33 protein-coding genes are annotated in these 26978 nt (G+C 66.3%); 14 read left to right on the forward strand and 19 right to left on the reverse strand.

Features of this window, described 5'->3' with window-relative positions:
- Positions 1–23: 23 nt before the first annotated feature.
- Complete coding sequence (locus tag GGQ61_RS19635; RefSeq protein WP_221221156.1) at positions 24–1451, reverse strand: MFS transporter; 1428 nt, start codon at positions 1449–1451, stop codon at positions 24–26.
- Positions 1448–1885, reverse strand: a complete 438-nt coding sequence (locus GGQ61_RS19640; RefSeq protein WP_183776624.1) for a MarR family winged helix-turn-helix transcriptional regulator — start codon at positions 1883–1885, stop codon at positions 1448–1450. The genes GGQ61_RS19635 and GGQ61_RS19640 overlap by 4 nt, the downstream gene beginning before the upstream one ends.
- Positions 1886–1999: 114 nt before the next feature.
- Between GGQ61_RS19640 and GGQ61_RS19645 the strand changes: the two genes are divergently transcribed.
- Complete coding sequence (locus GGQ61_RS19645; RefSeq protein WP_183776625.1) at positions 2000–2188, forward strand: hypothetical protein; 189 nt, start codon at positions 2000–2002, stop codon at positions 2186–2188.
- On the opposite strand, the gene GGQ61_RS19650 is transcribed toward GGQ61_RS19645, so the two are convergent.
- Together GGQ61_RS19650 and GGQ61_RS19655 are read right to left on the reverse strand one after the other, a co-directional pair.
- Positions 2185–2586, reverse strand: coding sequence for a hypothetical protein (locus GGQ61_RS19650; RefSeq protein WP_183776626.1), 402 nt, complete (start codon positions 2584–2586; stop codon positions 2185–2187). The genes GGQ61_RS19645 and GGQ61_RS19650 overlap by 4 nt on opposite strands.
- Before the next feature lie 42 nt (positions 2587–2628).
- Entirely contained in the window at positions 2629–2916 is a 288-nt protein-coding gene (locus GGQ61_RS19655) for a S24/S26 family peptidase (protein ID WP_183776627.1), read from the reverse strand.
- A gap of 195 nt (positions 2917–3111) precedes the next feature.
- Between GGQ61_RS19655 and GGQ61_RS19660 the strand changes: the two genes are divergently transcribed.
- A complete protein-coding gene (locus GGQ61_RS19660) occupies positions 3112–3489 on the forward strand; it encodes a hypothetical protein (protein ID WP_183776628.1) in 378 nt (125 codons plus the stop codon).
- 10 nt (positions 3490–3499) lie between these two features.
- Positions 3500–3883, forward strand: coding sequence for a hypothetical protein (locus tag GGQ61_RS19665; protein ID WP_183776629.1), 384 nt, complete (start codon positions 3500–3502; stop codon positions 3881–3883).
- A gap of 181 nt (positions 3884–4064) precedes the next feature.
- Here the strand turns inward: GGQ61_RS19665 and GGQ61_RS19670 are convergent, their stop codons facing one another.
- Complete coding sequence (locus tag GGQ61_RS19670; protein ID WP_183776630.1) at positions 4065–4613, reverse strand: DUF2239 family protein; 549 nt, start codon at positions 4611–4613, stop codon at positions 4065–4067.
- A gap of 173 nt (positions 4614–4786) precedes the next feature.
- Here GGQ61_RS19670 and GGQ61_RS19675 point away from each other — a divergent pair, with 173 nt between their 5' ends.
- Together GGQ61_RS19675 and GGQ61_RS19680 are read left to right on the forward strand one after the other, a co-directional pair.
- On the forward strand, positions 4787–6664 hold the full coding sequence (locus GGQ61_RS19675; RefSeq protein ID WP_183776631.1) for a M1 family metallopeptidase: 1878 nt from the start codon (positions 4787–4789) through the stop codon (positions 6662–6664).
- A 12-nt stretch (positions 6665–6676) separates the two neighbouring features.
- The gene (locus GGQ61_RS19680) at positions 6677–7120 is read left to right on the forward strand and encodes an FKBP-type peptidyl-prolyl cis-trans isomerase (protein WP_183776633.1); all 444 of its coding nucleotides are present in this window, start codon (positions 6677–6679) and stop codon (positions 7118–7120) included.
- On the opposite strand, the gene GGQ61_RS19685 is transcribed toward GGQ61_RS19680, so the two are convergent.
- Genes GGQ61_RS19685 through hutI form a run of 5 tightly spaced genes read right to left on the reverse strand, consistent with a single transcriptional unit; the run spans position 7117 to position 12881 of the window.
- The gene (locus tag GGQ61_RS19685; RefSeq protein WP_183776635.1) at positions 7117–7662 is read right to left on the reverse strand and encodes a HutD/Ves family protein; all 546 of its coding nucleotides are present in this window, start codon (positions 7660–7662) and stop codon (positions 7117–7119) included. The genes GGQ61_RS19680 and GGQ61_RS19685 overlap by 4 nt on opposite strands.
- On the reverse strand, positions 7662–9329 hold the full coding sequence (gene hutU, locus GGQ61_RS19690; RefSeq protein ID WP_183776637.1) for a urocanate hydratase: 1668 nt from the start codon (positions 9327–9329) through the stop codon (positions 7662–7664). The genes GGQ61_RS19685 and hutU overlap by 1 nt, the downstream gene beginning before the upstream one ends.
- On the reverse strand, positions 9326–10147 hold the full coding sequence (gene hutG, locus GGQ61_RS19695; protein WP_221221158.1) for an N-formylglutamate deformylase: 822 nt from the start codon (positions 10145–10147) through the stop codon (positions 9326–9328). Before hutG ends, hutU begins: the two co-directional genes overlap by 4 nt.
- The gene (gene hutH, locus GGQ61_RS19700) at positions 10147–11691 is read right to left on the reverse strand and encodes a histidine ammonia-lyase (RefSeq protein WP_183776639.1); all 1545 of its coding nucleotides are present in this window, start codon (positions 11689–11691) and stop codon (positions 10147–10149) included. Before hutH ends, hutG begins: the two co-directional genes overlap by 1 nt.
- On the reverse strand, positions 11676–12881 hold the full coding sequence (gene hutI, locus GGQ61_RS19705) for an imidazolonepropionase (protein WP_183776641.1): 1206 nt from the start codon (positions 12879–12881) through the stop codon (positions 11676–11678). The genes hutH and hutI overlap by 16 nt, the downstream gene beginning before the upstream one ends.
- Positions 12882–12946: 65 nt before the next feature.
- On the opposite strand from hutI, the gene GGQ61_RS19710 reads away from it, so the two are divergent.
- From GGQ61_RS19710 to GGQ61_RS19720, 3 genes are read left to right on the forward strand one after another with little or no spacing between them, the layout of a single operon-like run.
- A complete protein-coding gene (locus GGQ61_RS19710; protein WP_343056227.1) occupies positions 12947–14317 on the forward strand; it encodes a formimidoylglutamate deiminase in 1371 nt (456 codons plus the stop codon).
- Entirely contained in the window at positions 14314–15051 is a 738-nt protein-coding gene (gene hutC, locus GGQ61_RS19715; protein ID WP_183776643.1) for a histidine utilization transcriptional repressor HutC, read from the forward strand. The genes GGQ61_RS19710 and hutC overlap by 4 nt, the downstream gene beginning before the upstream one ends.
- The gene (locus GGQ61_RS19720) at positions 15014–16528 is read left to right on the forward strand and encodes a cryptochrome/photolyase family protein (RefSeq protein WP_183776645.1); all 1515 of its coding nucleotides are present in this window, start codon (positions 15014–15016) and stop codon (positions 16526–16528) included. Before hutC ends, GGQ61_RS19720 begins: the two co-directional genes overlap by 38 nt.
- A gap of 231 nt (positions 16529–16759) precedes the next feature.
- On the opposite strand, the gene GGQ61_RS22355 is transcribed toward GGQ61_RS19720, so the two are convergent.
- Both GGQ61_RS22355 and GGQ61_RS22360 read right to left on the reverse strand, forming a co-directional pair.
- Positions 16760–16942 (reverse strand): heme-binding beta-barrel domain-containing protein, encoded by a 183-nt coding sequence (locus GGQ61_RS22355; protein ID WP_343056228.1) that lies wholly within the window; start codon positions 16940–16942, stop codon positions 16760–16762.
- Between the two features lie 39 nt (positions 16943–16981).
- Positions 16982–17176 (reverse strand): hypothetical protein, encoded by a 195-nt coding sequence (locus GGQ61_RS22360; protein ID WP_246371119.1) that lies wholly within the window; start codon positions 17174–17176, stop codon positions 16982–16984.
- A gap of 128 nt (positions 17177–17304) precedes the next feature.
- Between GGQ61_RS22360 and GGQ61_RS19730 the strand changes: the two genes are divergently transcribed.
- Positions 17305–17760: a GFA family protein gene (locus GGQ61_RS19730; RefSeq protein WP_183776647.1), complete on the forward strand. Its 456-nt coding sequence runs from the start codon at positions 17305–17307 to the stop codon at positions 17758–17760.
- 7 nt (positions 17761–17767) lie between these two features.
- Here GGQ61_RS19730 and GGQ61_RS19735 read toward each other — a convergent pair whose 3' ends face one another.
- The 7 genes from GGQ61_RS19735 to GGQ61_RS19765 all read right to left on the reverse strand — a co-directional run bounded on the left by GGQ61_RS19735 (position 17768) and on the right by GGQ61_RS19765 (position 21459).
- Positions 17768–18787 carry a methyltransferase gene (locus GGQ61_RS19735; protein ID WP_183776649.1) on the reverse strand — a complete coding sequence of 340 codons (1020 nt, stop codon included), beginning with the start codon at positions 18785–18787 and terminating at the stop codon, positions 17768–17770.
- Between the two features lie 351 nt (positions 18788–19138).
- Complete coding sequence (locus tag GGQ61_RS19740) at positions 19139–19558, reverse strand: DUF1801 domain-containing protein (protein WP_343056229.1); 420 nt, start codon at positions 19556–19558, stop codon at positions 19139–19141.
- Entirely contained in the window at positions 19555–19782 is a 228-nt protein-coding gene (locus GGQ61_RS19745) for a hypothetical protein (protein ID WP_183776651.1), read from the reverse strand. Before GGQ61_RS19745 ends, GGQ61_RS19740 begins: the two co-directional genes overlap by 4 nt.
- 17 nt (positions 19783–19799) lie before the next feature.
- A complete protein-coding gene (locus GGQ61_RS19750) occupies positions 19800–20210 on the reverse strand; it encodes an SRPBCC domain-containing protein (protein WP_183776653.1) in 411 nt (136 codons plus the stop codon).
- On the reverse strand, positions 20207–20530 hold the full coding sequence (locus tag GGQ61_RS19755) for an ArsR/SmtB family transcription factor (protein WP_183776655.1): 324 nt from the start codon (positions 20528–20530) through the stop codon (positions 20207–20209). Before GGQ61_RS19755 ends, GGQ61_RS19750 begins: the two co-directional genes overlap by 4 nt.
- Before the next feature lie 68 nt (positions 20531–20598).
- The gene (locus GGQ61_RS19760) at positions 20599–20784 is read right to left on the reverse strand and encodes a hypothetical protein (RefSeq protein ID WP_183776657.1); all 186 of its coding nucleotides are present in this window, start codon (positions 20782–20784) and stop codon (positions 20599–20601) included.
- 204 nt (positions 20785–20988) lie between these two features.
- Positions 20989–21459, reverse strand: a complete 471-nt coding sequence (locus GGQ61_RS19765) for an Lrp/AsnC family transcriptional regulator (protein ID WP_183776659.1) — start codon at positions 21457–21459, stop codon at positions 20989–20991.
- 114 nt (positions 21460–21573) lie between these two features.
- Here GGQ61_RS19765 and GGQ61_RS19770 point away from each other — a divergent pair, with 114 nt between their 5' ends.
- The 5 genes from GGQ61_RS19770 to GGQ61_RS19790 all read left to right on the forward strand — a co-directional run bounded on the left by GGQ61_RS19770 (position 21574) and on the right by GGQ61_RS19790 (position 26970).
- Complete coding sequence (locus GGQ61_RS19770) at positions 21574–22773, forward strand: amino acid aminotransferase (RefSeq protein ID WP_183776661.1); 1200 nt, start codon at positions 21574–21576, stop codon at positions 22771–22773.
- 1 nt (position 22774) lies between these two features.
- Positions 22775–23845: a 4-hydroxyphenylpyruvate dioxygenase gene (gene hppD, locus GGQ61_RS19775; protein WP_183776663.1), complete on the forward strand. Its 1071-nt coding sequence runs from the start codon at positions 22775–22777 to the stop codon at positions 23843–23845.
- 163 nt (positions 23846–24008) lie between these two features.
- Complete coding sequence (gene hmgA / locus GGQ61_RS19780; protein ID WP_221221160.1) at positions 24009–25304, forward strand: homogentisate 1,2-dioxygenase; 1296 nt, start codon at positions 24009–24011, stop codon at positions 25302–25304.
- Entirely contained in the window at positions 25301–26596 is a 1296-nt protein-coding gene (gene fahA, locus GGQ61_RS19785) for a fumarylacetoacetase (RefSeq protein WP_183776665.1), read from the forward strand. The genes hmgA and fahA overlap by 4 nt, the downstream gene beginning before the upstream one ends.
- The gene (locus GGQ61_RS19790; protein ID WP_183776667.1) at positions 26593–26970 is read left to right on the forward strand and encodes a Rieske 2Fe-2S domain-containing protein; all 378 of its coding nucleotides are present in this window, start codon (positions 26593–26595) and stop codon (positions 26968–26970) included. Before fahA ends, GGQ61_RS19790 begins: the two co-directional genes overlap by 4 nt.
- Positions 26971–26978: the final 8 nt, after the last annotated feature.

Genomic DNA, 26978 nt, shown 5'->3' on the forward strand with positions numbered 1-26978 from the left:
TAACGCCCGATGTGGCGATTGGATCACCGGCGGCCGTTCATCTCATCGCCGGCGTCGCGGGGCAGGGGGATGAAGAAGGCCAGCGAGATCAGCGTGATCAGCCCGGTGACCACGAAGGCCGGCGAGATCGCCGCGGCGGTGAGCTGGTCGTCGCCGCGGGCCACCATGAAGAAGTGCATAAGAGCGGCCGCGAGCCCGATGCCGATCGACTGCACCAGTTGCTGGACCATCGAGGAGGTGGTCGACGCGCGGCTCATGCGGTCCTGGCCGATGTCGGCGAAGGCTAGGCCGTTGAGGCTGGTGAAGTGCAGCGAGCGGAAGAAGCCCCCGACGCCGAGGATCAGCAGGATCAGCCAATGGGGCGTAGTCGGCTTGAACAGGCCGTAGGCCACGAAGCTGACGGCGACGATCAGGGCGTTGACGATCAGCACCGTGCGGAACCCGAAACGGCGCAGGATCGGCGGGGCCGTAGTCTTCATGACCAGGGCCCCAGCCGCGGAAATGAAGGTCATCAGACCGGCTTGGATCGCCGAGAGGCCGAAGCCCACCTGGAGCAGCATGGCCAGCATGAACGGGGTGGCGCCCATGGCGATGCGCATGAACGCTCCGCCGATGACCGAGGCACGAAAGGTCTGCAGCTGGAACACCGAGAGATCGAGGATGGCGTGCGGGTTGCCGCGCGCGTGACGCCAGTAGACGACCAGCGCCGCCAGGCCGCCGAAGAACATAGATGCGACCAGGACGTCCGGCAGCAGCCCGCGACCGATGTTCTCGAAGCCGAAGATCAGGCCGGCCAGGCCGAGACCGGTGAGCAAGGTGCCCTTCCAGTCGATCGGCGAGACCTGCTGCTCCTTGACGTTGGGCACATAGCGCATGACCAGCAGGACGCCGACGACGGCCACCGGGATGCTCAGGAAGAAGATCCAGCGCCAGTCGGCGAAGGTCACGATCGCGCCGCCGACGATCGGGCCGATGACCGGGCCTAGCAGGGCCGGCATAGTCATTACCGACATGGCCCCGACGAGTTCCTCCTTGGGGGTGGTCCGCAGAAGAACGAGTCGGCCGACGGGCATCATCATCGCCCCGCCCATGCCCTGGAAGATCCGCGCGATGACCAGTTGCGTGAGGTCCTGGGCGAAGCCGCAGGCGGCCGAGGCCAGCGCGAAGAGCACCATCGAGACCATGAACACCCGCTTGGCGCCGAACTTGTCGGCGACCCAGCCGCTGATCGGCAGGAAAACGGCCGAAGCCAGCAGGAACATGGTGATGGCGAGGTTGAGACGCAGGGGCGGCTCCCCCAGTGCGACGGCCATGGTCGGCAGCGCGTTGGCGATCACCGTCGCGTTCATCGTCTGCATGAGCATGGCCGACCCGATGATCGCCGGGATCAGCCAGCCGCGGGTGGTTCGAGTGGAGCCTTCGTCCTGCAGCGGTTGATCGACGGGGCTCAAGGTTCGCACTCCAGGAGTTTCAGCAGCGGCGCGCCAGCGTCGGCCAGGGCCGCGCGATCGTCCGGCGAGAGGCGCGCGAGACGGTCGGCGAGCCAGTCGTTGCGGCGCTGGCGGATTGCGTCCACCTGAGCCTCGCCCTGCGGAGTGATGCGCAGGCCCGAGCGGCGTCCATCATTGGCGTCATCGATGCGCGACACCCAGCCGGCCGCCTCGAGGCGTTTGACGTGGCCGCTCATGCTGGGGCGCGAGATCTGTTCAGCCTGCGCAAGCTCGCTGACGCCGACACCGGGGTGGCGGCGGATGTGGCCGAGGATCAGGGCGTCGAGCGCCGAACTGCCGGCCCGCTGGGCCTCCTGGCGCAGGCGACGCGCCACCCGCAGCAGCGGCGCGCGCAAGTTGTCGGCAAGGGCCAGTGTCTCGGCGGAGTTCGGCATGGCGAGTTAGTTAGGTTGGCGAACTATCTATGTCAAATGCACGATTAACGGGAACAAGTCTGCGTGCTCGCGAATTGGAGGAGTGGGCTGTACGGGCTAGCGTGAGGCAAGACGATGAGCGCCAATCAAGGCTTACCGTCCGACCTGATGTCACGCCTCGCCGCCGAAGTGCGCGGCGCGACGCGGCGTATGTCGCGTGAGCAGGTGTTGGATCTGGCGGACATGCTGCACGACGAAATCCGGGCGCGCCGGGAGGTGCGGTCTTGGCGGCCGGCGCGGGAGCGCGCCGTCGGCCGCTGCTAGGGCGTAAGCGCGCGGCGGGCCTGGCGTACGCCGGCCGCAAGCGCGCGGGCTTGCGCGGACAACTCGTCCAGCACCTGCAATCGCCATTCGGCCGGCTCTTCGCGGGAGGCGCCGGCGCGAGCGCGTTCGGCGGTGGTGAAGGCCTGCCGCGCAGCCGCCTGGCAGCGGCCGACGGCGGTGACGAACGCGCCGTCGGCACCAGCGCGCCAGGCCTGTCGCGCGGCGAGCCGGGCCTGGGCGCGCTTGCGCAGCGTCTCGGGCGGGCAAGGCACCTGATGCTCCGGCGTCATTCCGGACCAGGCGACGCCGCGGCTGCGGGAGAGTTCACGCTCGGCGAGGGTCACCCGCGCTGCGTCGGCCGAGGCCTCTAAATCGATCAGCCGTTCGAGTTCGGACATCCGAGCAATGTATATTATATACATTAACTCACAACCGAAAGCTCAGCCTTCGCTGATGATGATCCGGCGGGCCTGATAGGGCGGGATGATCGCGGTGATGTGCGCGGCCCAGCGCAGTCGCGCGTCGCGGCGGGTGGGGCCGGCGACGCTCTCCAGGTCATAGAGCCCAGGGGCGGAGCCGCGCAGCAGGCGCTTGACCAACACTTCGTCGGTGTCGGTCTCTACGACGACCACCTGACCCAGCATGTCGGAGCTTGGCGAACTGCGCTGATCCTCGAAGTAGATCAGGGCGCCGTCATCGGCCAAGCCGCGCATGGAGTGGTCGAGCACCGATAGATATCTGAATACGCCGCTGGCTGATGGCCTTACTCGCGCCGATCACCTCCAAAAAATCAGCGAGACGCTCGCCGAGCCCGGTTGGACGGGCGCGGTGCATGAGACCGGTGACTTTTTGCCTCCCGCGGCGGCGTTGCCGTCATCGCGGGGCGGTGGCGTGGGTGGCGTCGGCGGGGGCCAGAGAAGGTGGTGGCGATCGTGACGTCGGCCGACGATGCGGGCAGTTTCGCTGAGGCGCTTCACCAAGCGCAGATCCTTACGCTTCGGCAAATCGGCGACAATGTCGCAGCGCAGACGAAGCGACTTGAAGGGCTTACCAACAAGGTGGACGACGTCCGAGAGCGCCTGGCGCGGCTCGAGGCGCAGGAAGCCGGCAAGCTGGTGGAAGCGCTGCGCGGAGAGCTTCGCACCGCCCTTGGTCGGATCGACCTGCTTGAAGCGCAGCGTGATCGCGTCGAAGGCGTCGCCGCGTTCTGGACGTGGCTTGCTCGTTGCGGACCATGGCTCGCTGCCGGCTTAGCGGCGTTTGCTGCAGGCGTCGGGTTGCGGGCGAGCGGGCTCAAGTGAGCAGAGTTCCGTGGGATTCACGTCGATGACGTTGCGCGCATGGTTCGGCCTCGCCAGCGTCGCCGCGATCGCGATGGTGCTCGTTTCCATCTACTGGAAGGGGCGTAGTCACGGCGTCGAGGACGAGCGTCACAAGGCCGAGGTCGCCCAGACGCAGGCTGCGACTGCAATGGTCGAAGTTGATCTTGCGCGCCGGGCCGCGGCGCGCACGGACATGTTTGTTCGCCGTCAAACGGGCGGCGCGGAGCTCGCCCGTCAACACTCCATCGAGGCCATGAATGCAAAGGACGCTGATAAGCCGCTTGCTGACGAGCGGGCTGCTCGCCTGCGCACTGCTGACCGCCAGTTGTGCGAGCTTTCACCCGGCCTCGTCGGTTGCGCTTCCACGCGTTGAGATTCCTGACGCGGCTATGCGCACCTGTCGGCTGCATCAGCTGCCGTCGGATCCGACGATCGGTGATCTCGAGGCAGGCTATGTGATCCGCGGATCCGACCTCGCCGCTTGCGATCTTGCGCGTCAACTCGCGGTCGACATGCTTCTCGATCTGCGGAAGGCTTGGGCGCGGCAGTGAAGGTCAGGCGATGGCGCGGGCGGTGATCTCACGCACATAGTCGCGGACATCCATCGGCCAACCGTCGGTGAGCGCAAGGAAGCGGTCCTGATCTCCCGCATAAAACGCCCGCGTCGCCTCTTCGAAATCTGGGAGATCGCCGGCCAGGGCGAACATGACCCGATGGGCGGCTTCCTGCGCTTGCCGTTTGTCGTCGCCGCCCGACCTCCGAGCCTGGTCGACCAATCGGCGCAGCGCCGCCGATGCGCCGCCCGGTTGGCTCGAAAGCCATTCCCAATGTGAGGGCAGGAGAGTGACTTCTCTCGCGGTGACGCCGAGCTTCGGTCGTCCACGTCCCGGCGATCGGGGCAACGGTTCCGCCATCAGGCGCTCTAGCACCTCGCCTAGGCTGCCCCGCAGATCGAAATCGACTTGCCGGCCGGACATGTCGTTAAAGACTAGCACGTGGGATTCGCCGGCATCGACCGCAGCCTTTACCGCCGGCGCGATGGCGGAAAGCGGCCCGGAGGCAAGCTTGCGGGCGCCGGCGAATGCGGTGTGCGTGTCGGACATCGTAGAGTCATTGTCACAAAATCACCCGGGCATAAATAGGGCCAGACCCGGGATTGGCTTAGCTGATGCATGATCGGCCGTCATAAAGACAAGAATTGCCCCAATCAGCGGCTAGGATGACGACGACTCGGGCCGCTGTGCGGGCCAGTACTTTTCCTGGGGGCGTTTTCAGCATGCGCACTTTCCTGCGGGCCATTCTTCTCGCGTCCGCCCTCTCCGCCGCCGGCATCGCGACGAACACCCTGGCGGCTTCGCCCGTCGCCCCCGTGCTCACGACCCCGGACGCAAGGGATGTGCGTTCGTACGCGCGGCCGCTCGTCGCGCGGGTAACGCACGTCGATCTCGATCTGACGGCCGACTTCGATACCAAGACCATGAGCGGGCAGGCCGCCATGGACGTGCTCGCGGCCCCCGGGGCCAAGGAGATCGTGCTCGATACGCTGGGGCTGACGGTCAGCAAGGTAACGGACGGAGCCGGACGTGACCTGGCCTGGAAGCTCGGCGCATCGGATGCGGAGCTCGGGGCGCCGCTCACCGTGCAACTGAACGGCGCCAGGCGGATCGTGGTCCACTATGCATCCAGCCCTGGCGCGCGCGCGCTTCAGTGGCTGCCGCCGTCACTGACTGCAGGGAAGGCCAAGCCGTACCTCTTCAGCCAGGGCCAAGACATCAATAACCGCAGCTGGATCCCGACGCAGGATAGCCCTGGGATTCGGCAAACCTGGACGGCGCGGGTCGTTGTTCCCAGCGACCTCGTGGCGGTGATGAGCGGCGCGCGCCTGACGCCGGATGGGGAGCCGGCGGGCGAGGGCAAGCACGCCTATCGCTTCCGGATGGACAACTCGGTGCCTCCGTATCTGATCGCCCTGGCGGTGGGGGATCTGACCTTCCGCGAGCTTGGGCCGCGCACTGGCGTCTATACCGAACCGTCGATGATGGACCGGGCGGCCGCGGAACTGGTCGACACCGAGAAGATGGTGACCACCGCCGAGGCGCTCTATGGGCCCTACCGTTGGGGTCGTTATGACGTGCTCGTTCTGCCGCCCTCGTTTCCCTTCGGAGGCATGGAGAACCCGACCCTCACCTTCCTGACCCCGACCTTCATCACCGGCGACCGGGCCAATGTCGGCCTCGTCGCGCACGAGTTGGCCCACAGCTGGTCCGGCAATCTGGTTACCAACGCGACTTGGCCGGACGGCTGGCTGAACGAGGGTTTCACCACCTACTTCGAGAACCGCATCATGGAGGCGCAATACGGCGCGCCGCGGGCTGAGATGGAAGCCGATCTCGATTGGGACGGGATGCAGGCGGACATCGCCGAGGTCGGCGGTCCGACCGGCGAGGCCACCAAGCTCTATGGGGACGTCGGCGGGCAACTGGCCTACTTCAAGGGCGCGACCTTCTTGCGAACGATCGAGAAGACGGTCGGGCGCGAGCGCTGGGACGCCTATCTCACCTCGTATTTCGATCGCCACGCGTTTCAGCCGCAAACCACGGCCGGATTCCTAAAGGATTTGCGCGCCAATCTCATCAAGGGCGACAAAGGCCTGGAGGACAAACTCCAGCTTGATCGCTGGGCGTACGCAGCGGGTCTTCCCGACAATGCAGTGCACGTTAAGTCCGAGGCGCTTGCACGCGTCGACGCCCAGGTCGCCGCATTCAAGCAGGGCGCGCCGGCGTCGCAACTGACGACGTCGGCCTGGACGACCCAGGAGTGGTTGCGGTTCCTGAACAGCCTACCGCGGCAGCTGTCGAAGGCTCAGCTCGACGACCTGGACGGAACCCTCAAGCTCTCGACCTCGACGAACAGCTACATCCGGTCGGCCTGGCTGGAGCTCGCGATCGCCAATCGCTACGAACCGGCTGTTCCGGCCCTCGAGGAGTTTCTTACCTCGGTCGGTCGCGGGCTCTTCCTGCGTCCGCTCTACGCCGGCCTGATGAAGCAGGGCGACTGGGGCCGTCCCATCGCAACTCGCATCTTCCAGAAAGCGAAACCGACGTATCATCCGACCGTAGCGTCGAGTCTCGAACGTCTTGTGTCTGGCGGCTGACCGGAGCAGCGAATGCAAAAGCTTATCGGCGCTCTTTTAGCTTTCGCTCTGACCGCCCCGGCGATGGCGCAGGATGCGAACGTGGAGTTCTTCACGCGGAACGGGCAGGTCCCGGGCGTCAAGACGATCCCGGGCATTCAGTACAAAATCCTCAAGTCCGGGCCCGAAAAGGGCGTGCACCCGACACGCTCGTCCACGATCAAGGTGCGGTACGAAGGCAAGTTCCTTGACGGACGCGTGTTCGACTCCTCCAAGAATGATCCGGATGGAGCCGTGACCTTTCCGCTCGGCAAGCTGATCCCGGGCTGGGTCACCGTACTGCCGCTGATGCGGCCAGGTGACGAGTGGGTGATCTACATTCCGCCCGAGTACGCCTACGGCGTGGCGGGCAAGGATATGATCCCGCCAAACACGCCGCTCGAGTTTCGCATCGAGCTTGTCGAGGTCGTCGACTAGACGCGCGTCAGTTCAGCCACGACCCACGCGCCGTGGACGAGGTCCACCTCGTGCTCGCCTTCGATAAGCACAGCGTCCTCCGGCCCGAGGCAATTGACGTCCAATGAAGCCGAGGTGCGGGCAAGAACGATGGTGACTTCCGCCTGCATGTGCAGCGTCGTCGGCGCATCGACTCTCCGAACGTGAGCGGCCCAGCGGCCTCGCCGAACCATCACGTTGAAGTCGCGCACCGCCCCGCCGACGAGGGCGGCGCTGCAGGGCACATCGCCCGGGAAAGCGAGCGGAACGGCAGAGGTGTCGACTCTGACCGCCTTATGTCCCTCGAACCGCAGTTCAAGGCCTGCCCCTTCAAGCACCGTGATCACACGGTCGACGCCCTCAAAATCTGAGAACGGCCCGTCCGACGTCACCTCGGCGATGCTAGCGCGCCACTCGAAGTGGGGGAGCGATGCGCCTGGCGGCCAGGCTGCGACCTCGCAGGTGAGGCCTCCTCCGTTCTTCCATGGGGTCGGTATGCGGTCCGCGGCGCGAAGGATGCGCATCAGCCAAGGATACCCGGCAGGTCGAGGGACTTCTCGCGGGCGACGTCGAGCGCGATGTCGTAGCCGGCATCCGCATGCCGCATTACCCCCGTCGCCGGGTCGTTCCACAGCACGCGTTCGATGCGCTTGGCTGCGGCGTCCGTGCCGTCGCAGACGATGACCATGCCCGAGTGCTGGGAGAAGCCCATCCCCACTCCACCGCCATGGTGGAGCGAGACCCAGGTGGCGCCAGATGCGGTGTTCAGCAGCGCATTGAGCAGTGGCCAGTCAGAGACCGCGTCGGAGCCGTCGCGCATCGCTTCGGTTTCACGGTTGGGGGAGGCGACGGAGCCAGAGTCCAGGTGATCGCGGCCGATGACGACCGGCGCCTTCAGATCGCCTTTCGCGACCATCTCATTAAAGGCGAGGCCGAGGCGGTGGCGATCGCCGAGCCCGACCCAGCAAATCCGGGCGGGGAGGCCTTGGAATTTGATCCTCCGGGCCGCCATGTCGAGCCAGTTGTGCAGGTGTGCGTTATCCGGGATCAGCTCCTTCACCTTGGCGTCAGTCTTGTAGATGTCCTCCGGATCGCCGGAGAGCGCGGCCCAACGGAACGGACCGATGCCCCGGCAGAACAGCGGGCGAATGTAGGCGGGCACGAAGCCAGGGAAGTCAAAGGCGTTGGCCACGCCTTCCTCCTTGGCCATCTGACGGATGTTGTTTCCGTAGTCGACGGTGGGCACACCCGCGGACTGAAAGTCGAGCATCGCCTTGACGTGCCCGGCCATGGACGCGCGAGCGGCTTCTTCGACCTGCTTGGGATCTTGGTCGCGCATGGCGTACCAACGCTCAAGGCTCCAGCCCTTGGGCAGATAGCCGTTCACGGGGTCGTGGGCCGAGGTCTGATCCGTCAGCAGGTCAGGGCGCACGCCGCGGGCCAGCAGTTGGGGTAGCAACTCAGCGGCGTTGCCCAGCAGTCCCACCGAGATCGGAGCCTTGTCGGCGCACGACCGCTCGATCCAGGCCAGAGCCTCGTCGACGTTGTCAGTCGAGCGATCGAGGTAGCCTGTGCGAAGGCGCATTTCGATGCTGGACGGTTGGCACTCGATGGCGAGGCACGACGCGCCGGCCATGACGGCGGCGAGCGGCTGAGCGCCGCCCATACCGCCGAGGCCCGCGGTTAGCAGCCAGCGACCCGAGAGATCGCCGTTGTAGTGCTGGCGCCCCATCTCCACGAACGTCTCATAGGTGCCCTGCACGATGCCCTGCGCGCCGATGTAGATCCACGAGCCGGCGGTCATCTGGCCATACATGGCCAGACCTTTGCGATCGAGTTCGTTGAAGTGATCCCAGGTCGCCCAGCGCGGCACCAGGTTCGAGTTGGCGATCAGCACGCGCGGCGCATCTGCATGGGTGCGAAACACCCCCACCGGCTTGCCGCTCTGGACCAGCAGCGTCTGATCGTCCTCGAGGCGGCGAAGGGTCTCGACGATCTTGTCGAAGCTCTCCCAGTCGCGCGCGGCGCGTCCGATGCCGCCGTAGACCACCAACTCCTCAGGACGTTCGGCGACGTCAGGATGCAGGTTGTTCATCAACATGCGCAGCGGCGCTTCGGTCAGCCAGCTCTTGGCGGACAGCTCCGTTCCGGTCGCGGGGTTGATCACGCGGGTCTTGTCGAGGCGGGTCATTTCAGATCTCGGGATTGGGCGAAGGCGATGCAGGCCTTCAGGACGTCGGTCAGCACGGCGCGCATAGGTTCGGCCTGGACCGGCGAATAGGGCGCAGGCCAGTTGGCGTGCGTGGCCGGTTCGGCCGGATCGTCCATGTAGCCGCGGCAGGCGAGCTCCATCTGGATCGCATGTACGCCGGCTCCGGGGCGGCCATAGTGCCGGGTGGTCCAGCCGCCCTTGAAGCGGGCGTTGGTCACCTGTGTGAACCTGGAATTTTTGCAAGCCGCCTCGACCGCTGCCGCCAGGACCGGAGAGCAACTCGCGTCAGAATTTGTGCCGAGATTGAAGTTAGGCAACTCGCCTTCGAACAGTCGCGGGATACGCGAGCGTATGGAGTGGGCTTCGTAAAGCACCACGGTTCCGTGCAACTGGCTCAGCCGCTCGATTTCTTGGGCAAGCGCCGCATGGTAGGGCTCGAAGTAGGTGGCGCGACGGCGGGCGATCTCGGTCTCATCTGGCGGACCGTCCCGATAGAGGGGTTCACCATCGAAGGTCGTCGTCGGACACAGTTCGGTGGTGGCCTGGCCAGGATACAACGAGGCGCCGCTCGGGTCGCGATTGACGTCGATGACGCTGCGGCTGACCGTGGTTCGGACAGTTGTCGCGCCGAGGTCGCTGGCGAAGTCGTAGAGACGATGAATCCACCAGTCCGCGTCCTTCCTAGCCAGCCAGGAGGATGTCAGCTGTGCTTCGATGTCGGCTGGAATGTCCGTGCCGGTGTGCGGAAAGCTCACAATCAACGGCGCCTCGCCGCGCCGAACCTCCAGCCAGTCCATCAGCCGACACCTGGCAGGTCGACGGAACTGGCGGCCGCAATGACGGTGCCCGAGCGCACGATATCGTTCGCCGCCTGCATATCAGGGTAGAAGTGGCGATCGTCGCCAAGGTGCGGCACGCGTGCGCGCACGGTCGAACGGACTGCCTCCAGCGGCTCGCTTGACGCCAAGGGCGCATGAAAGTCGCAGCCCTGCGCGCTGGCCAGCAGTTCGATCCCCAGTACGCCGACGACGTTTTCGGCCATTCCCAGCAGCCGCCGTGCTCCATGTGCGGCCATCGAGACGTGGTCCTCCTGATTGGCGGAGGTGGGAATGGAATCGACGCTGGCCGGGTAGGCTTTCTGCTTGTTCTCAGACACGAGCGCCGCGGCGGTCACTTGCGGGATCATGAAGCCCGAGTTCAGCCCGGGCTTGGGACTCAGGAACGCTGGAAGGCCGGAGAGCGCAGGGTCGACGAGCATCGCCACTCTGCGCTCGGACAGCGAGCCGATCTCGCAGATCGCCAAGGCGATCATGTCAGCGGCGAAGGCGACAGGCTCTGCATGGAAGTTGCCGCCCGACAGGGCTTCGTCGGTGTCCGGAAAGATCAACGGATTGTCGGACACGCCGTTCGCCTCGGTCGCGAGCGTCGCCGCGGCCTGGCGAAGGATGTCCAGCGCGGCGCCCATGACTTGAGGCTGGCAACGCAGGCAGTAGGGATCCTGCACCCGCTCGTCGTCCTTCAGGTGCGAGGCGCGGATTGCAGAGCCGGCCATTAGCGAGCGAAGGGCGTCGGCCGTCTCGATCTGGCCGGCGTGCCGGCGCAAAGCATGGATACGGTGATCGAATGGGGTGTCGGATCCCTTCGCCGCCTCCGTCGACAGTGCGCCGGTGACGAGCGCGGTCTGGAACAGCAATTCGGCTTCAAACAGACCGGCGAGCGCGTTGGCCGTTGAAAACTGTGTTCCGTTCAGCAACGCCAGTCCCTCCTTCGGGCCGAGGGTGAGGGGGGCGAGACCGGCTTCGGCCAAGGCTTCCCGCGCGGGACGACGCGCGCCGGCCACGAAGATTTCCCCGACGCCGATCATGGTTGCGGCCATGTGCGCCAGCGGCGCCAGGTCGCCGGATGCGCCTACGGACCCTTGCGCCGGAACGACAGGGGTCAGCCCCTTTGTCAGCATCGCTTCGAGCAGGGCGATGGTGGCGGAGCGGACGCCGGAGGCTCCCTGCGCGAGGCTGGCGAGCTTGAGGGCGAGCATCAGGCGTGCGACCGCGACGGGGGACGGCTCACCGATGCCAGCGGCGTGCGAGAGCACGATATTCCGCTGCAAGGTCTCGAGGTCGGCAGCGTCGATACGAACGCTGGCCAGCTTTCCGAAGCCGGTGTTGATGCCGTAGACTGGGGCGCCTTTGGCGAGGATGCGCTCGACGGCCGCGGCGCTTTGCGCGATCGCCGCGTCCGACGCGGAGTCCAGCCGCACCTCGGCGCCGCGATAGATTGCGCGCCAATCGGCCAGGCTCACATCGGCCGAGTGTAGCACCACACAATTCATTTTCCGCTCCACACGCGCGCATGGAGCGGATTGAAGCCCATGCGGTAGACAAGTTCGGCTGGGCGCTCGACGTCCCAGATCGCTAAGTCGCAGGCCTTGCCGGCCTCCAAAGTTCCGGTCTCGCTGAGCAATCCAAGGGCGCGGGCGGCCTCGCGGGTCACGCCGGCCAGGCACTCGTCGACGGTCAAGCGAAACAGCGTCGCGGCCATGTTCATCGCCAGCAGCAGCGAGGTAAGTGGGGAGGTGCCAGGATTGCAGTCGCTTGCCAAAGCGATGGGCACGCCGGCTCCACGCAAGTTGTCGATGGGCGGCAGGCGGGTCTCGCGGACGAAGTAGAAGGCGCCGGGCAGCAGAGTCGCGACGACGCCCGCGCGCGCCATGGCTGCCACGCCCTCCGCGTCGAGGTGTTCCAGGTGATCGGCCGACAAGGCTCCGAATTCGGCGGCCAGGGCGGCTCCATGCTGGTTCGAGAGCTGCTCGGCGTGCAGTTTCACGGCCAGGCCGTGAGCGCGGCCTGCCTCGAAGACCCGTCGGGTCTGGGCGGTCGTGAAACCGACGCCTTCGCAGAACGCATCAACCGCCGTGGCCAGATTCTCGACCGCGACGGCGGGGATCATGCGGTCGCAGATCTCGTTGATGTATCCATCGGCGTCGGCTGACCATTCGGGGGGCAGGGCGTGTGCACCGAGAAAGGTGGTGACGATCCGGACCGGCCGTTCGGACGCTAGTCGGCGAGCGGCGCGCAGGCATTTGATCTCATGTTCAAGCGACAGTCCGTAGCCCGACTTCACCTCAATGGTGGTGGCGCCTTCCGCAATCAGGGCATCGAGCCTAGGCAGCGCCGCCGCCACCAGATCGTCTTCGCTCGCGGCCCGTGTCGCGCGCATTGTTGAGACGATGCCGCCTCCCGCGCGGGCGATCTCCTCGTAGGAGGCCCCCGCCAGGCGCATCTCGAATTCCTGCGCACGATCACCACCGAAGATCAGATGCGTGTGCGGATCTATCAAGCCTGGCGTGATCCAACGACCTTCGCAGTCGATCGTTTCATCAGCGACCAAGGCAGGGGCGAGCGTGGCGGGGCCGGCGTAGAGGATGCGGCCGTCGCAGGAGGCGATGACGCCGCCTTCGACCTCGCCGATTCCCGGCTGATCCGCCGCAAGCGTCGCCAGGCGCGCGTTGGTCCAGAGCCGGTCGCACCGCATATTCGCCTCCTTCCTCGCCGCTGCAATTATGTATAGACATATGTCCGAGCGAGGAGGCTTGTCCAGTGGCTGATCACCCTCAGACGATCTGGTTTGAAAGCGCGTTGCTTGAGGCGGGCTGGGCTCGGAATGTCCGCGTCTCAGTGCAGGATGGAGTTATCGCGCGGGTCGCGGCCGACGTTGAGCGCGATGCCGGCGAGCAGGCCCATGGCCCGGCCTTCCCAGGTCTGCCGAACCTTCATAGCCATGCTTTTCAGCGGGGAATGGCCGGCTTCGCGGAAGTGCGCGGGCCGTTGGCCGACAGCTTCTGGACTTGGCGCGACGTCATGTACCGGTTCACCGAGCGCCTACGTCCTGACGAACTGCAAGCGATCGCCGCGCAGGCCTATGTCGAGATGTTGGAGGGCGGTTTCACGAGGGTCGGAGAGTTCCACTATCTCCATCACGGCGTAGGGGGCGTCCCGTTCGACAATCCGGCCGAGATGGCGGCCGCGATCGTTGCGGCGGCGGAGGAGGCGGGCCTGGGATTGACGCTGCTACCGGTGTTCTACGCCCACGCGGGATTTGGAGGCGCGCCGCCGACGGCCGCGCAGGCGCGCTTCATCAATGACCTCGACGGCTTCGCGCGGTTGCTTGAGGCGAGCCGTGCCGCGGTCGCACCGCTATCTCACGGAGTGGTCGGCGTAGCGCCGCACAGCCTGCGCGCGGTGACGCCCGATGAGCTTTCGGCGTTGACGAGCCTAGCGGGCGGGGCGCCGATTCACATGCACATCGCCGAGCAGACGAAGGAGGTCGATGACTGTCTCGCATGGTCAAGCGCGCGGCCCGTCGAGTGGCTGCTGGAGCGTGCCCCCGTCGGCGCCAACTGGTGCTTGGTGCACGCCACGCACGTGACGCCTGCGGAGACGCAGGCGATGGCTCGTAGCGGCGCGGTGGCGGGTCTGTGCCCAATTACAGAGGCCAATCTCGGCGACGGGATATTTCCCGCGTCCGAGTTTGTGGCGGCCGGCGGCCGGTTTGGCGTCGGTTCGGATTCCAACGTGCTGATCGATGCAGCCGAAGAACTGCGGCTCCTGGAGTACGGCCAGCGCCTCACCCTCCGGACCCGCAACGTGCTGGCCCGCGATGCGGGAGGCGCCACTGGGGCCGATGTATATCGCGCAGCCGCCAGTGGCGGAGCGCAGGCGCTCGGCTGCGGACCGGCGGTGCTCGCGGAGGGTGCGCCGGCGGACATAGTAACTCTCGATCCTTCACATCCTTCGCTCGCGGGGCGCAGCGGCGACGCCGTCCTCGACAGCTACGTCTTCGCCGGTCGCAGGGACATGATTGACAGTGTCTGGCGAGCGGGCGCGAAGCTGGTCACTAATGGACGCCATCATCGGCGGGCCGAGATCGCGGCCCGTTACCGCAAGGCCCTGGAGTACGTGCTCGCGTGAACAAGCCCGCTCCCGGGGGGGAGGCCGACGCTCCGGCCGCCCTCCACCAGCGCATCCGCACTGACATCGAGGCCAAGATCCTCTCGGGCGACCTCGGGCCCGGGGATCGGATTCCCTTTGAGCATGAACTGACCGCGCAGTACGGCTGTTCGCGGATGACGGTCAGCAAGGCGATCTCCGCCCTGGCCGAGGCGGGACTGATCGAGCGCCGGCGTCGCGCGGGGTCGTTTGTAGCGCGCCCCCGGTTGCATTCGGCCGTCCTCGACATTCCCGATCTGCGCGCCGAAATCGAAGGTCGCAGGCAGGCCTATCGTTTTGAATTGATTGCCAGCGTTCAGCGGGCCGCCCAGGGTGCGGACGAAGCGGAGTTAGCCGGTGGGCGAACGCTGCTGGCGCTGAGGGGCGTGCATTTCGCCGACACGCAGCCGTTCTCGCTGGAAGATCGCCTGATCAGCTTGCGCGCGGCTCCCGAGGCGGCCCGGATTGACTTTGCTGCAATATCCCCGGGCGCCTGGCTGCTGGAACACATTCCCTGGACCGAGGCGGAAAACCGCATCTCGGCCTTGGCGGCGGACGCGGAGGCGGCGCGCCTGCTGGCGGTCCCGCCAAGGACCGCTTGCTTGGCCGTCGATCGCCGAACCTGGCGTGCGGGGGTAGGTGTTACGCGCGTACGTCAGCTCTTTCCCGGCGAATCCTATGATCTCGTCGCCCGCTTCGGGCCTTCGCGCGGCTGAGCTTGCCAAGGGGTGCTGGACGAGCGAAATCAGGGCCGTGACGACGCTTCTCTGGTTTCGCAGCGACCTGCGCCTGGCCGACAACCCCGCGCTCGCTGCGGCGCTGGCGAACGATGGGCCGGTCGCGCCGGTATTCATCCTCGATGACGAAGACGCAGGCCGTTGGCGGCTCGGTGGAGCGTCGCGGTGGTGGCTGCATCACTCGCTCGCCGCACTCGCCGCCGACCTCGCGGCGCGAGGCTCGCGGTTGATTTTGCGACGTGGGCCGGCGGAGCGCGAGATTGAGCGACTCGTGGCGGAGACTGGAGCGGCTTCGGTCGTTTGGAACCGTCGTTACGAGCCCTGGGCCGTGGCGCGTGACGAGCGCCTCAAGGCGACGCTCAAGGGGCGGGGCGTCGCCGCGCGCAGCTTTAACGCCGGTTTGCTGCGTGAGCCGTGGGAGGTGATGAACGGCAAGGGCGAGCCCTACCGGGTGTTCACGCCGTTCTGGCGGGCGCTGCGCGCCGGATTGGAGCTTCCGGCCGTGATCGAGCCGCCTGCGCGGCTAGCCGGGCCGCAAGCATGGCCGCACAGCGACGTGATCGAGAATTGGGGCCTGACGCCGAAGCAACCGGATTGGGCTGGCGGCCTGCGCGACACCTGGGGCCCAGGGGAAGCTGGCGCGTGGGAGCGTCTGGACGCCTTCGCCGGCCGCACCAGCCTGGAGTATGGGGAAGCTCGCAATCTGCCGGGACGGGAAGGGACATCGCGGCTGTCGCCGCATCTGCATTTCGGCGAAATCGGCCCGCGTCAGGTCTGGCGGGCGCTGACCGGTAGGGCGCTGGCGGAGAGCGGCGATCTGATGCCGGCGGGTGTCGAGATTTTCCTGTCGGAGATCGCTTGGCGAGAGTTCTCTCACCACCTGCTCTTTCATGCGCAGAAATTGCCCGAACAGCCGCTTCGGCCGGAGTTCTCGGCCTTTCCTTGGGCGAGCGATCCCACAGGACTGGCGCGATGGCGCGAGGGCGCGACGGGCTATCCGATCGTCGACGCGGGCATGCGCCAGCTCTGGGCGACCGGTTGGATGCACAATCGTGTGCGCATGATCGTCGCTTCCTTCTTGATCAAGCATCTGCTGATCGATTGGCGCGAGGGGCAGGCGTGGTTCTGGGACACGCTGGTCGATGCGGACCTGGCTAACAACGCCGCCAACTGGCAGTGGGTGGCGGGTTCAGGCGCCGACGCTTCGCCCTACTTCCGCATCTTCAACCCAGTTACCCAGGGGCAGAAATTCGACCCCGACGGCGCCTATGTCCGTCGTTGGGTTCCTGAGCTCGCGAAACTTCCCGACAAGTTTTTGCACGCGCCGTGGACGGCGCGGTCGATCGACCTGGCTGACGCCGGCGTTCGCCTGGGCGTCGACTATCCGGCCCCGATCGTCGATCACGCGATGGCTCGCGCGCGGGCTCTCAAAGCCTATGCCTCCACGCGGGCTTAGCAGATCAGAAATCCAGTCCGCTCTTGCGCCTCATCAGCGGGTTGCTCATAGGCTCGGCGACCCTCTTCAGGGTGTTGCGGTCGCTGTGCTGGAACAGCCCCTCCTGACCGCGCACCGTCAGCATGGTGTCGGAGACGTAGCTCCAGCTGTCGTGGGCGCGGAGGGTGATTTCCAGCTGATAACTGTCGGTTCGGACGCGTGCTCCAGAAAGGCTGTCGAGCTAATGCCGTGCTATGTGCCGCCGCGAGTTGCTTTCACCAGGATTCCGGTCTCTGTCGCCGCGCCGCCGGCCAACGCCGTCTGGCCGCGAGGGATCGTCAGAGACTGCAGGATCAGCCCGGTCGCTGGTTCATAGAGCCAATAACCGACTTGGTCGTGGAAAGTGGTCTCCTCGTCGACCGCGATGACCCGCACATGATAGCGCAGGCCGTAGAACAGTTGTGGTCCGTTGGCTTACGGATCGATCGGCCGCATCACGATGCGCTCGACGTACTGTCGTTGCTCTGGCCCATCAGCCTTGGGGTTTACGTCGACGCCTTTGCGCCCTTCCCAGACGCCAGCCAGCCGTCGCAGTGGCCCCAGGTTAGCTAGGCCGTCCGGATCCACGTCCTCCGGCTCGGTGAAGATGTCGTTGGGGAACGGGTTCACGGGCGCTTGCTCGCATCAGTTTTGCAGCCCAGCCAATGCCAATCGGCCCACAATACGGTCAAGCTCGGCCGCATTGGTGTTGGTTCCAACTGCTGGCATAAAGCGAAGTCGAAAAGCGGGAGCGGTTCATGGGCGAGTTTGCACGGGATGGCGGGTGTCGCTGCGGCCAGGTGCGGTTCCGGATCTGCGCGCCGCCGCTGATCACCATGGCTTGCCACTGCACCGGCTGTCAGAAGATGACGGGCAGCGCCTTTTCGCTCAGCGTGCTGACGCCGTCCGCCGGTTTCGTCGTGACCGAGGGGGAGCCGGTGCTCGGCGGCTTGCACGGCCCGACCCGGCATTTCTTCTGTCCGCACTGCAAGAGCTGGATCTTCACGCGTCCCGACGGCGCTGAGCATCTGGTCAACGTTCGCACGACCTTGCTGGACGATCCGAGGGATCTGGATCCCTACATGGAGACCATGACCGCCGAAAAGCTGCGCTGGGCGGTGACGCCGGCGGTCGAAAGCTTCGACGGCTTCCCACCAGTCGAGGCCTATGGCCCGATGATGGCGGCGTTCGCCGCGCGGCGCGCCGCTGGCTGAGGCAAGGCTACTTCGTCCCAATCACCATAGAATCCGGCCCGGCCAGCGGCTGTACCCTAGTCTCCCGAAAGCCAGCCTCCTTCATCCAGCCGATGCAGTCGGCGCCGGTGTAGTCGAACCCTCCGTTGGTCTCGATCAGCATGTTGAGGCTCATAAGCAAGCCAAAGGCGTTCTGCCGCCGCTCGTCGTCGATGATGGCGTCATAGACGATCAGCCGTCCCCCTTCGGGAAGCGCGGCGTAGGCCTTAGCCAACAGCATACGCTTCTGCTCAAGGTCCCAATCGTGAAGGATGTGGCCCATGATGATTACGTCGGCCGACGGGAGAGGGCCGGCAAAGAAGTCGCCAGCCGCAAAACGCACCCGGTCAGAGAGCGCCTTCTCCTTTACGTAGGCCTCGAACACCGGCTGCACGACAGCCAGATCGAAGCCAACCGCCTCCAGGTGTGGATGCGCCTGGGCGATGGCGACCGTCGCCCCGCCCTGCGCGCAGCCGACGTCCACGAACGACGTGACTTCATTCCAGGGAAACAGCGCCGCCATGGCCTGGGCGGCCGGCAGGCTGACGCCTGTCATGCCGCGCAGGAAGCTCTCCAGGATCACCGGATCGGCGTAGATGACGCCGAACAGGTCTTCGCCTCCATCTTTGGCTTCGTTCTGCGGCAGTCCCGTACGCAACGCCTCCGTCAGTCCGTCCCAGAACCGGTAGAGCCGCTTGTTGGCCATCTCCAGGATGCCGCCGATATAGGTCGGCTTGGCCTTATCGAGGAATAGCGTGCTCTCGGGCGTGTTGGCATAGACGCGGCCGTCTCGGGCCAGCATGCCCAGCGCCACCAGGGCGTCGAAGAAGTCGCGAGCGGATCGCGGATGCAGGGCTAGCCGGGAGGTCAGCGCTTCCAGGTCTAGCGGGCCCTTGCTCAACTCGGTGAACACCCCGAGTTCGACGGCGCTGAGCAGGGTCTTTGAGCCCCAGAAACCCCAGCCCAACTGCATGATCGTCTCAGGGGTAATCGGGCGCGCGTCGTTCATGCCTAGCCTCCCTGGCCAGCCCCGCCCAGAGCGGACGGTCCGCCCGGCGACGCGAGCTCGTCAAGAGCCGATCGACGAGTGTGTTCGGCGGACCGTTGCAGAATGGTCACGTGACCGAGCGTCGTCCAGACGGAGGGGGCGCACGGACCGCCTTCACCGATCCGCGCTCTTGGGGAACCTCCGACGGTCATGGCCGAGGGATCACTCCGCCCGACAGCATGATCCGCAACTCCCCGACCCTGCGACGGGAAGCGTGTGGCCGGGTCACCGATCCTTGGGAGCAACCCAAAGCGCCTGCGCAGACTGAAGGTGGCTGGCGAGCCCCGCAGCTTCCCGTGCCCTAGGCAGCGACTAGGGGGTCCAACCGGGCAGGGCGGCGGCCTGCCGAAGCCAATCGCTCATCTGCGTCTCGTCCAGTTGATCGCCCTCATATATGTCGATCCATCGCGACTGGCCGCTCTTCGGCGTTCCGCCGGGCGGGATCGGCGCCAGCGACAGCCCCTCGAAGAAAGTCACCTTTACGTACTTCGTCAGCACGTGGAACGACATGAACCAGCCGCCGTCGCGGGATCCATAGAATGGAGAGTTCCAGCGTACGGCCTTTCGCGCCGTTGGTACGTTCCGCATGACGAGATCGTCGAGCCGACGGCCAAGATCGCTCTTCCAGCCCGGCATGGCGGCAATGTAGGCCTGTACCGGGGCGTCGCCGTCGCCCTTCGGGATTTGAGGGTTTCCGCCAGACAGCAGCTTCGGAGCCTCAGACTGGGTCACAGCGCCCTCCTGGTGTCCCGCATCGCACGCCGCTTAGCCGCGTAGGGCGCAACGAAGAGATAGAGCCCAGTGGGCAGCAGCAGGGCGAGCGGCGCCAGCGCGAGAAGGCCGATCCAGGTCGCAGAAGACTGCTGCAGCATGGCGACCACATTGAGGATGACGGCCGCCGTGAAGGCGAGCGACACCCACCGGTGCGTCGTACGGATCCACTTGTTCCAGTTCATACGCGCCTCCTTGAGTTTCAATCGGCTCGCGCGAGCACGTCTTCCAGGGCTGCGAAGAACCGCGGCCAGCCGGAGGTCGCGCCACGGAACGCCATTTCCTGATCGGGGCCGAAGCCCGACTGCTCCATGCGCAGCCGTGTTCCGGCGTCGGTCGGCGTCAGCGTCCAGGTGACGACGCTTTCCAGGCCCATCCCGGCCCAGGTGTAGGAGAGCGAGGTCGGTGGTTCGATCTCCAGCACCTTGCAATTCACTGCGCCCCACTCGGCGTTCAGGCTGAAGGCGTGACCGACCAACGGCTTGAAGTCGTTCTTCATCAGCCACTCGGCGATCAGGTGGGGCTGGGTCAGGGCGCGCCAGATCTTCTCGGGCGCAAACGGCATCTCGCGTTCGACGACGACGGTGCGGGCTTGGGGCGCGGTGGCGCTCACTGGTCCATCCTCCTGAGCAGGTCTTCGAGTTGATCGAACCGACGTTCCCAGAACTCGTTCATCTGCCGGGTCCAATCGATCAGCGGCGCGAGAGCCTCAGTCTGCGCGCGATAATGCGTCTGGCGGCCTTCCGGGCGGTCGCGCACAAGCCCGGCCAGCTTCAAGGCCGCCAGATGCTTGGAGACCGCGGGCTGCGAGACGCCGGCCTGGGCGGTCAGCGCTCCCACCGTCTGTTCGCCGTCACGGCAAAGCCGCTCGAAGATCGCGCGGCGGGTCGGATCGGCCAAAGTTCTAAAGATCAGGTCCGGGGCGTTGGGCATTCTCAATTCATAACCGTTTGGATATGAATTAATACATAACTGTTCGGTTATATGTTCGTCAAGCCCGGCTACGGGAAGGTCGCTTCGGCCAGCTCACCACCGCCGCCTGCAATGCGATGATCATTGTAGCTGTGGTCGGTGGTGAAGCGGACGCGCGTCGGTTTCGGACCGCCAGCCGCCTCTATGGCGTCGACTTTTTCGCTGTGGGAAAGATGGCGCAGCCAAGTCACGGCGGCGCGCGCATCCTCGATCATATTGCTGAAGCTGAACTGGCCGGGGGCACCCAGGTGCCCCGATAGTGGTGGCCAGGACGTTCCAGCCGGCGTGCTGGATCGATTGCTCCAGGTCGAGATTTAGTTCGGTTCCCGGAGATCCCCTGCAGCAACAGGTGCGGGAGGTCCTTGTCGGACACCGAGTCGGGTCAAGACTGCGGGCGTCGATGCTCGGGTGTCACCGGCTCACACCGGCATGGCGGTGGTGTACTTCACCTGGCTGAGCGCAAAGTGCGAAGCGGCGGTGGCGACGTTCGGATGGTTTAGGACCACGCCCATCAGGAATCTCTCGTAGCCGGCGACGTCCGCGACGACCACGCGCATCAGATAGTCCCACTCGCCGGACATCGAGTGGCATTCCATGATCTCCGGACGGGCGCGCAGGAAGGCCTCGAACTCCTGGCGCTGGGCCGTCGCGTGCGACTTCATCCGCAGCTGACACATGACGTTGACCCCGCGGCCGACGCGCTCGGCGTCGACGAGGCGCACGTTCTCTCGCAGGACGCCGGCGGTCTCCAGCGCCTTGATCCGCCGCCAGCAGGAGGCCGGCGAGGCGCCGACCTGCTCAGCGAGCGCGGCATGACTCTGGGAGGCGTCGGCCTGCAGCGCACGAAGCAGCTTCCGGTCGATCTCGTCAAGTTGATGTATTTCTTTCATGCTGACGCCGTGCAGTGAAATGTACCACCACAAGATCGTCAAAACGCCGCGAGATTGAAAGCCATTCATCGCGGCGCGCGCGTAACTTTCTTCTCAGATCGAGGAGGAAGCTGCATGACCGACGTGATCGCCCCGCCGCGCTCGCTGTTCGCCGGCCTTGAGGCCCAGGCGCCCGATCCGCTGCTGTCTCTCATCGCGCTCTACAAGAACGACCCGCGGGCCCATAAGCTCGACCTGGGCGTCGGCGTCTATCGCGACGCGGCGGGAGACACCCCGGTGTTCGGCGCCGTGAAGGCCGCCGAGCAGATCCTGCTGCAAACCCAACCGACCAAGGCCTATCTCGGTCCGGAAGGCGACTTCGGCTTCCTCGAAGCTATTGCCCCGGTGGCGTTCGGAAACGGGGCGGCCGGCGAGGGGCTGTTCGCGGTCCAGACCCCAGGCGGCACCGGCGCCCTGCGCCTGGCGGCCGAGCTCGCCAACGCCGGGACGCCCGGCGCACGCATCTGGATGGGCACGCCGTCGTGGCCGATCCACGCGCCAATCTTCCGGCAGGCGGGCATGGTCGTGGAGACCTTCCGCTACTTCGACGCCGTGACCCAGCGGATCTGCTTCGACGAGATGATGGCCGCCCTGGCCAAGGTCGAGGCTGGCGATCTCGTGCTGCTGCACGGCGCTTGCCACAATCCGACCGGCGCTGACCTTTCGCTCGACCAGTGGGCGCAGGTCGCTGCGCTGATGAACGCCCGCGGCGCTGTTCCGCTGATCGATCTGGCCTATCAGGGCCTGGGCGCGGGCCTCGACGAGGACGCCGCCGGCATGCGTCTGGTCATGGAGACGAGCGAGACCGCAATCGTCGCCTTTTCCTGCGACAAGAACTTCGGCCTCTATCGTGAGCGCACCGGCGCCCTGTTCATCCGCGCCCGCGGCCATGAAGAGCTGGTCCGGTCGAACATCCTGCAACTGGCCCGCTGCGCCTGGTCGATGCCGCCGGATCACGGCGCGGCCGCGGTGCGGGTGATCCTCGAGGATCCTTCGCTCACCGGCCAGTGGCGGGCCGAACTGGACGACATGCGTAGGCGTTTGAACGAAGTGCGCGCGGCGCTGGCCGACGCCGACCCGCGCCTGGAGCCGCTGCGCGATCAGCACGGCCTGTTCGCCCTGCTGCCGCTGAGCCCCGCCCAGGTCGAGGCGATGCGCCGCGACCACGCCGTCTACATGGCCGGTTCCGGCCGCATCAACATCGCCGGTCTCAGGGCCGACACTATCCAGCCATTCGTGCAGGCCTTGACCGCCTGCCTCAAGGGAGACGCCTGACATGACCGTGACCCCGGAAAACCCGATCGGCCTCGACGGCTTCGAATTCGTCGAGTTCACGAGCCCTGACCCGGCTAAGATGGCCGCGCTGATCGAACAGCTCGGCTTCACCGCTTATTCCAAGCATCCGACAAAGGCGATTGTCCGCTACAAGCAGGGCCGCACCAACCTGCTGGTCAACCAGGAGCCGACCGGTCAGGCTGCCGACTTCCGCGCCGCGCACGGTCCGTCGGCCAATGGGATGGCTTTCCGCGTAGCCGACGCCAAGGCGGCCTACGAACTGGCGGTCTCGCGCGGCGCCAGGCCGGCTGACGCTGCAGCCTCGGCCCTGAGCGACGCCTACGTTCTGGAAGGCATCGGCGGCTCGCTGCTCTATCTGGTCGACCGCTTCGGCGACAAAGGTACGATCTACGATGCCTGGGAGCAGATCCCCGGCGCCGCCGAGGCTGAGGCCAAGAACGCCGTCGGCCTCGACCTGCTCGACCACCTGACCCACAACGTCAAGCGTGGCCAGATGCGCACCTGGTCGACCTTCTACAACCAGATCTTCGGCTTCGAAGAGCAGAAGTATTTCGACATCAAGGGCCAGGCGACCGGTCTGTTCAGCCAAGCGATGATCGCGCCCGACAAGGCGATCCGCATTCCACTGAACGAGAGCCAGGACGACAAGTCCCAGATCGAAGAATTCATCCGCGAGTACAATGGCGAGGGCATTCAGCACCTGGCCTTCACGACGGACAACATCTTCGAGACGGTCGAGGCGTTGCGCGCCCGCGGCGTGAAGCTGCAGGACACCATCGAGACCTACTACGAGCTGGTCGACAAGCGCGTCCCCGGTCACGGCGAGGACCTTGAGCGGCTGCGCAAGAACCGCATCCTCATCGACGGCGCTGTCGGCGACGAGGGCATCCTGCTGCAGATATTCACCGAGAATCTGTTCGGCCCGATCTTCTTCGAGATCATCCAGCGCAAGGGCAACGAAGGCTTCGGCAACGGCAACTTCCAGGCCCTGTTCGAGTCCATCGAGCTCGACCAGATCCGCCGCGGCGTCATCAAGGTCGACGCGGCCTGAGTTGCACTTGGCCCCTTCTCCCCTTGGGAGAAGGCGGCCCCGCGCAGCGGGGTCGGATGCGGGGATTGCCCGCCCGTCCGCCCCTCATCCGTCGGGCCTCGCCCGCCACCTTCTCCCTTGAGGGGAGAAGGGTACAGTCTGCGGTTAGGATAGGGATGGGACTATGCCGCTGAACTACATGTCCGGCTTCGGAAACAGCTTCGCGACCGAGGCGGTGGCCGGCGCGCTGCCGGTCGGCCAGAACTCGCCGCAGCAGACGCCGTTCCGCCTGTTCGCCGAACAGCTCTCGGGCAGCGCCTTCACAGCGCCGCGGCACGAGAACAAGCGCTCCTGGCTCTACCGCCTGCGCCCCACCGCCAGCCATGCGCCGTTCAACCCCTACGACGGCGGCAAGCTGCTGCGCTCGGGCCCGTTCGACGAAGTCCCGCCCAGCCCCAACCGCCTGCGCTGGGATCCGCTGCCTATCCCGGCCGAGCCGACCGACTTCGTCGACGGCTTGGTCACCTACGCTGGCAACGGCGACGTCGGGACCTTCGCCGGCATCGCCATCCACCTCTACGCCGCCAACCGATCGATGCAGGGGCGGGTGTTCTACGACGCCGACGGCGAGCTGCTGATCGTGCCGCAGGACGGCGAGCTGCTGATCGCCACCGAACTCGGCCGCCTGGAGCTGAAGCCGGGCGAGATCGCGGTGGTGCCGCGCGGCCTGCGCTTCCGCGTCGAGCTGACCGGTCCGCAGGCCCGCGGCTATGTCTGCGAGAACTACGGCGCGCCGTTCCGTCTGCCGGAGCTCGGCCCCATCGGCGCCAACGGCCTGGCCAACGCCCGCGATTTTCTCCACCCCACCGCATGGTTTGAGGATCGCGACGAACCCACGGAAGTCATTCAGAAATTCCAGGGCGCGCTGTGGACGACAACGCTCGACCACAGCCCCCTCGACGTCGTCGCCTGGCACGGCACGCTCGCGCCCTGCAAGTACGACCTGGACCGCTTCAACACCATCAACACGGTCAGCTACGACCACCCCGATCCGTCGATCTTCACGGTCCTGACCTCGCCGTCCGAGATCCCCGGAGTCGCCAACTGCGACTTCGTGATCTTCCCGCCGCGCTGGATGGTGGCCGAGCACACGTTCCGCCCGCCCTGGTTCCACCGCAACGTGATGAGCGAATTCATGGGCCTCATCCACGGCGCCTATGACGCCAAGGCTGGCGGCTTCGCGCCCGGCGGCGCCAGCTTGCACAACTGCATGAGCGGCCATGGGCCGGACCGCGAGAGCTACGAGAAGGCGGTCGCCTCTAACCTCGCGCCGCACAAGATCGAGAACACCATGGCCTTCATGTTCGAGAGCCGATGGGTGATCCGCCCGACCAAGTTCGCAACCGAGACCCCGCTGCACCAGCTCGACTACGACGACTGCTGGACCGGCTTTTCCAAGGCGCAAGTTCCCAGCAAATGATCGACGAGACCCATGACCCGGCGCGTACCAGCTGGGTTTCGAGCGCCAACGGCCATGCCGACTTTCCAATCCAGAACCTGCCCCTCGGCGTTTTCTCGCCGGGCGGCGGCGCGCCGCGCGGCGGCGTGGCGATCGGCGATCTGATCCTCGACCTGTCGCTGGCCGCGCGCTCGGCGCTGCTGAGCGGCGAGGCCAAGGCCGCCGCCGAAGCCGGCGCCGGCGCCACGCTCAACCCGCTGCTGGGCCTTGCGCCCTCGGCTCGCCGCGCGTTGCGTCGGCGGCTGTCGGAACTGCTGGCCCTGGGCGCGCCCGATCGCGCCGAGGTCGAGACCTGGCTCTATCCGGTCTCAGGCTGCACGTTGCACCTGCCGGCGGCCATCGGCGACTACACCGACTTCTACGCCGGCATCCATCACGCCCTGAATGTCGGCCGCCAGTTCCGGCCCGACAATCCGCTGCTGCCGAACTACAAGCACGTGCCGATCGGCTATCACGGCCGCGCCTCCTCGATCCGGGTCTCGGGCGCTGCGGTCCGCCGGCCGAGCGGCCAGAAGAAGGCCCCCGACGCCGAGGCGCCGACCTTCGGGCCGTCCGCGCGGCTCGACCTGGAGCTGGAGCTCGGCGTCTGGATCGGTCAGGGCAACGCGCTGGGCGAGCCGATCCCGATCGGCGAAGCGTCGTCCCATATCGCCGGCCTCTGCCTGCTCAACGACTGGTCGGCCCGCGACCTCCAGGCCTGGGAATACCAGCCGCTTGGGCCGTTCCTGGCCAAGAACTTCATGACCACGATTTCGCCCTGGGTCGTGACCAGTGAGGCCCTGGCGCCGTTCCGCATCGCCCAGCCAGCGCGGCCCGAAGGCGATCCGGCCCCGATGGACTATCTCTTCGGCGACGCCGACCAGGCCTCGGGCGCCTACGCCCTGGACCTCGAAGTCTTCCTGTCGACGGCACAGATGCGCGAGCAGCGGATCGCTGCCGTCCGCATCTCGGCCAGCGCCGCCCGTCACCTCTATTGGACGGCGGCTCAGATGGTGACCCATCACACCGTCGGCGGCTGCGACCTCAATCCCGGCGACCTGCTCGGCACCGGCACCATCTCGACTCCCGACGACACGGGGCTGGGGAGCCTGCTGGAGCTGACGCGGGGCGGCGCACAGCCGATCACCCTGCCGAGCGGCGAAACCCGCGCCTTCCTGCAGGACGGCGACGAGCTTTCCATCGCCGGTCACGCCCGGGCCGACGGCTATGTCGCCATCGGCTTCGGTCCCTGCACAGGAATGGTCGTCGGGTGAGCGGCCAGGAGCCCCAGCCGCCAGCGCGCCTGTTCTCCACGCCGGCCGGCGTGAAGCTCGGCCCGCTGGAGCTGATCGCCGACGGTGCGGCGCGCAACTTCGTGCTGCAGATCGGCGAGGGCTTCTTCCACGGCTTCGTAGTTCGCCAGGGCGAGGCGGTGAGGGGCTATGTCGACCGCTGCCCCCACGCCGGCCTGCCGCTGGCCCAGAAGCTCGACGACTACCTGACCCCGGCCGGTGACCTGATCACCTGCTCCTGGCACGGCGCGCTGTTCGACATCGACACCGGCGCCTGTGTCGGCGGACCGTGCGCTGGCGCGGCGCTGCGGCCCTGGCCGGTCGCGCTGATCGATGGCTGGATTCGCACGACCTAGGCCTCCGC

The organism is Phenylobacterium haematophilum, assembly GCF_014196295.1.
GTDB classification, from domain to species: Bacteria; Pseudomonadota; Alphaproteobacteria; order Caulobacterales; family Caulobacteraceae; genus Phenylobacterium; species Phenylobacterium haematophilum.

Bases quoted from the DNA above. Each gene is read 5' to 3' on its own strand.
- GGQ61_RS19685 (WP_183776635.1), bottom strand. From the start codon at position 7,662: ATGCGCATCCTTCGCGCCGCGGACCGCATACCGACCCCATGGAAGAAC.
- GGQ61_RS19745 (WP_183776651.1), bottom strand. From the start codon at position 19,782: ATGAACTGGAACAAGTGGATCCGTACGACGCACCGGTGGGTGTCGCTC.
- fahA (WP_183776665.1), top strand. From the start codon at position 25,301: ATGATCGACGAGACCCATGACCCGGCGCGTACCAGCTGGGTTTCGAGC.
- hmgA (WP_221221160.1), top strand. From the start codon at position 24,009: ATGCCGCTGAACTACATGTCCGGCTTCGGAAACAGCTTCGCGACCGAG.
- GGQ61_RS19640 (WP_183776624.1), bottom strand. From the start codon at position 1,885: ATGCCGAACTCCGCCGAGACACTGGCCCTTGCCGACAACTTGCGCGCG.
- hutG (WP_221221158.1), bottom strand. From the start codon at position 10,147: ATGGACTGGCTGGAGGTTCGGCGCGGCGAGGCGCCGTTGATTGTGAGC.
- GGQ61_RS19760 (WP_183776657.1), bottom strand. From the start codon at position 20,784: ATGATCGAGGATGCGCGCGCCGCCGTGACTTGGCTGCGCCATCTTTCC.
- GGQ61_RS19650 (WP_183776626.1), bottom strand. From the start codon at position 2,586: ATGTCCGAACTCGAACGGCTGATCGATTTAGAGGCCTCGGCCGACGCA.
- hppD (WP_183776663.1), top strand. From the start codon at position 22,775: ATGACCGTGACCCCGGAAAACCCGATCGGCCTCGACGGCTTCGAATTC.
- GGQ61_RS19770 (WP_183776661.1), top strand. From the start codon at position 21,574: ATGACCGACGTGATCGCCCCGCCGCGCTCGCTGTTCGCCGGCCTTGAG.
- GGQ61_RS19675 (WP_183776631.1), top strand. From the start codon at position 4,787: ATGCGCACTTTCCTGCGGGCCATTCTTCTCGCGTCCGCCCTCTCCGCC.
- GGQ61_RS19735 (WP_183776649.1), bottom strand. From the start codon at position 18,787: ATGAACGACGCGCGCCCGATTACCCCTGAGACGATCATGCAGTTGGGC.
- hutU (WP_183776637.1), bottom strand. From the start codon at position 9,329: ATGACCCGCCTCGACAAGACCCGCGTGATCAACCCCGCGACCGGAACG.
- GGQ61_RS19670 (WP_183776630.1), bottom strand. From the start codon at position 4,613: ATGTCCGACACGCACACCGCATTCGCCGGCGCCCGCAAGCTTGCCTCC.
- GGQ61_RS19730 (WP_183776647.1), top strand. From the start codon at position 17,305: ATGGGCGAGTTTGCACGGGATGGCGGGTGTCGCTGCGGCCAGGTGCGG.
- GGQ61_RS19765 (WP_183776659.1), bottom strand. From the start codon at position 21,459: ATGAAAGAAATACATCAACTTGACGAGATCGACCGGAAGCTGCTTCGT.
- GGQ61_RS19720 (WP_183776645.1), top strand. From the start codon at position 15,014: ATGATCTCGTCGCCCGCTTCGGGCCTTCGCGCGGCTGAGCTTGCCAAG.
- GGQ61_RS19645 (WP_183776625.1), top strand. From the start codon at position 2,000: ATGAGCGCCAATCAAGGCTTACCGTCCGACCTGATGTCACGCCTCGCC.
- GGQ61_RS19680 (WP_183776633.1), top strand. From the start codon at position 6,677: ATGCAAAAGCTTATCGGCGCTCTTTTAGCTTTCGCTCTGACCGCCCCG.
- GGQ61_RS19755 (WP_183776655.1), bottom strand. From the start codon at position 20,530: ATGCCCAACGCCCCGGACCTGATCTTTAGAACTTTGGCCGATCCGACC.
- hutI (WP_183776641.1), bottom strand. From the start codon at position 12,881: ATGCGGTGCGACCGGCTCTGGACCAACGCGCGCCTGGCGACGCTTGCG.